This is a genomic window from Pseudolysinimonas sp. (assembly GCF_057350545.1).
In genome coordinates this window covers 1-3,209 of sequence record NZ_JBMRCP010000116.1, presented here as the reverse complement: position 1 = coordinate 3,209, position 3,209 = coordinate 1, and the positions used below count along the sequence as shown (strand labels likewise).

The window sequence follows — 3,209 nt, the reverse complement described above, 5'->3', positions numbered from 1 at the left end:
CCGAGACGACCGCGGGCGGTAAGGCGCTCAAGTTCTACGCCTCGGTGCGTCTCGACATCCGCCGCATCGAGACCCTCAAAGACGGAACGGACGCCGTCGGCAACCGCACGCGCGTGAAGGTCGTCAAGAACAAGATGGCGCCTCCCTTCAAGCAGGCCGAGTTCGACATCCTCTACGGCGTCGGCATCTCCCGCGAGGGCAGCCTCATCGACTACGGCGTCGAGCACGAGATCGTGCGCAAGTCGGGCGCCTGGTACACCTACGACGGCGACCAGCTCGGCCAGGGCAAGGAGAACGCCCGCAACTTCCTGCTCGAGAACGCCGACGTGGCGAACGAGATCGAGAAGAAGATCCTCGTGAAGCTCGGCATCGGCGCCGCAGGCAAGGCCGCCGCGGCCGAGGCCTCCAACGTCGCGTCGATCGCCCCGCCGGCCGAGACCGCCCTCAAGGCCGCCGGCGAGTAATCGCCGACTCCGACACGAGAGAAGCCCCATGGAACGGCTCGACGCCGACGCCCCGCTCGCCCGGGTCACGTACCTCCCCGGTGTGACGCCCCGTGCGGGCGAGGGCGCCGCGTCGAGCCGTTCCGCGTCTCCGCAACCCGTCGTCGACCCCGAGCCCGCGTGGGCGGCCCCGGGGTCCGGATGGACCGACGCGCCCGCGCCCGGTGTCGCGCACACCGTGTCGATCACGGCGCTCGCGCGGCGCGGGATGTCCTTCCGCGAACTCGAGCGGCACCTCCGCGACCGCGACTTCGACGCGCAGGAGATCGCCGACGAACTCGCCCGTCTCGAGCGCGACGGCTACGTCGACGACATCGCCCTCGCGCAGAACCTCGTCGGCACCCTCCAGGAGCGCAAGGGTCTGGGGCGGTCGGCGATCGCCGCGGAGCTCACCCGACGGCTGCTCTCGCCCGCCGCGATCGAGTACGCGCTCGAGCTCATCGACACCTCCGACGAGCTCTCCCGAGCGCGCGAACTCGCCGTCAAGCGGGCCGGTCAGCTGCGCGGACTCGACCGCGAGACGGCGGTCCGTCGGCTCACCGCGTACCTCGCGCGACGGGGCTACGGCGGCAGCACGATCCGCGCGGCAGTGGATCAGGCTATCCCTGCGGCGAGCCGGCGGGGAGTGGCTTTTCGCTAGGCCGTGTACCCCGATAGGGTGACAGCCATGACTATTCGTCGCACTCTCAGCATCGGGTCCGTCACCCTCCTTCTCGCCGCTCTCCTCACGGGCTGCTTCCCCGCGCTCCCCGGCATCAACGGCGGCAACACCGGCGGCAACGGCGGCACCGGAACCGGCGGGACCGAGAACGTCACCCTCGCCGGCACGTTCAACGGCACCGACTCCGACGGGGACACCTGGGAGATCGAGTTCCAGGGCGACAACACGCTCGGCATCTCCTTCAACGGCGACTACTCCGACTCGCCGAGCGACACGTGGTCCCTCAGCGGCACCGCGCTCACGATGAACGTCACGGGCTTCGAGAACGGCGACATCGCGTTCACGGGCACGTACGACGGGGGCACCTCGATCCCGCTCACCGGCGACTACGCGGGACGTCCGTTCACGCTGACGCTCACGCAGTAATCCGAGAACCGAACCACCGGGCCGGCGGGGAACCGCCGGCCCTTCGTCGTCCCGCACCCGCCGCATCGGGTGGGTCTGTGGCGAGCTCGTGCGGCCCGGAGCCCGGCGCGCTAGGGTCGCCGCCATGACTCCTCGACGCCTCTCCGTGGCCGCCGTCGCGCTGCTGCTCATCGCGACCCTCACCGCGTGCTTCGCCCCGCCGCTCCCCGGAACCGGCGGCACGAACGGCGGCGCCGGTACCGACGGAGGCGGAGGCACCACCTCCACCGACCTCACGGGCACCACGTGGGGCGGCACCGACTCCGACGGCGACACCTGGGCGTTCGAGTTCCAGGCCGACGGCACCGTCGGACTCACCTTCAACGGCGACGGCTTCGACGACGCGACCGACACCTGGACGCTCGCCGGCTCGACGCTCACCATCCGCGTCGTCGGCAGCGACAGCCAATACGACTTCACCGGAACCTACGACGGCGGCACCTCGATCCCGATGAACGGCACCTACTCGGGCGGCACCTTCACGGTGACCCTCACCCCGGCCTGACCCGCCGGCACCGCGCACATCCGCCGCGGGGCGCGCACGCGCCCCGCGGCGATCCGTGTCCGGGCTTCCGTAGACTTCCCGCATGACTCTTCTCGACGGCGACGCGCCCGGCACCGCGACCCGTCCCCGCACCTACGAGGTGCGCACGTTCGGCTGCCAGATGAACGTGCACGACTCCGAGCGGCTGTCCGGGTCGCTCGAGGCCGCCGGCTACGTCCGTTCCGAGGGCGGGCAGGCGGATGTCGTCGTCATCAACACCTGCGCCGTGCGCGAGAACGCCGACAACAAGCTCTACGGCACCCTCGGGCACCTCGCGAGTGCGAAGCGCGACCACGACGGGATGCAGATCGCCGTCGGCGGCTGCCTCGCGCAGAAGGACAAGTCGGTCATCCTCGACAAGGCTCCGTGGGTCGACGTCGTGTTCGGCACGCACAACATGGGCTCGCTGCCGACGCTCCTCGAGCGCGCCCGGCACAACGAGACGGCGCAGGTCGAGATCCTCGAGTCGCTCGAGGTCTTCCCGTCGACGCTTCCCACGCGCCGCGACTCGACGCACTCCGGCTGGGTCTCGATCTCGGTCGGGTGCAACAACACCTGCACGTTCTGCATCGTCCCGAGCCTGCGCGGCAAGGAGAAGGACCGCCGGCCCGGCGACATCCTCGCCGAGATCCGGGCGCTGGTGGCCGAGGGCGTCACCGAGGTGACCCTGCTGGGCCAGAACGTCAACGCCTACGGCGTGGAGTTCGGCGACCGGCAGGCCTTCTCCAAGCTGCTGCGCGCGTGCGGTGAGATCGAGGGGCTGGAGCGGGTCCGCTTCACCTCCCCGCACCCGGCGGAGTTCACCGACGACGTCATCGAGGCGATGGCCGAGACCCCCAACGTGATGCCGCAGCTGCACATGCCGCTGCAGTCCGGCTCGGACAAGGTGCTGCGCGACATGCGCCGCTCGTACCGGCAGCAGAAGTACCTCGGGATCATCGAGAAGGTCCGCGCGGCCATGCCGGACGCGGCCATCACCACCGACATCATCGTGGGCTTCCCGGGCGAGACCGAGGAGGACTTCGAGGAGACGCTG

The 3,209-nt window shown here is 70.4% G+C and carries 4 protein-coding genes and 1 pseudogene; all 5 read left to right on the top strand.

All coding sequences use genetic code 11. The features are described from left to right. Nucleotides 1–464: pseudogene (locus tag ACO1X9_RS16045) on the top strand (recombinase RecA); the annotation flags it as partial. Between the two features lie 28 nt (nucleotides 465–492). Then, complete coding sequence (locus ACO1X9_RS16040) at nucleotides 493–1,143, top strand: regulatory protein RecX (RefSeq protein WP_486351857.1); 651 nt, start codon at nucleotides 493–495, stop codon at nucleotides 1,141–1,143. Between the two features lie 27 nt (nucleotides 1,144–1,170). Continuing rightward, on the top strand, nucleotides 1,171–1,590 hold the full coding sequence (locus ACO1X9_RS16035) for a hypothetical protein (protein ID WP_486351856.1): 420 nt from the start codon (nucleotides 1,171–1,173) through the stop codon (nucleotides 1,588–1,590). A 124-nt stretch (nucleotides 1,591–1,714) separates the two neighbouring features. Then, entirely contained in the window at nucleotides 1,715–2,134 is a 420-nt protein-coding gene (locus ACO1X9_RS16030) for a hypothetical protein (RefSeq protein WP_486351855.1), read from the top strand. 82 nt (nucleotides 2,135–2,216) lie between these two features. Next, nucleotides 2,217–3,209 (top strand): tRNA (N6-isopentenyl adenosine(37)-C2)-methylthiotransferase MiaB (gene miaB, locus ACO1X9_RS16025; RefSeq protein ID WP_486351854.1); only part of this gene is annotated, 993 nt, incomplete at its 3' end.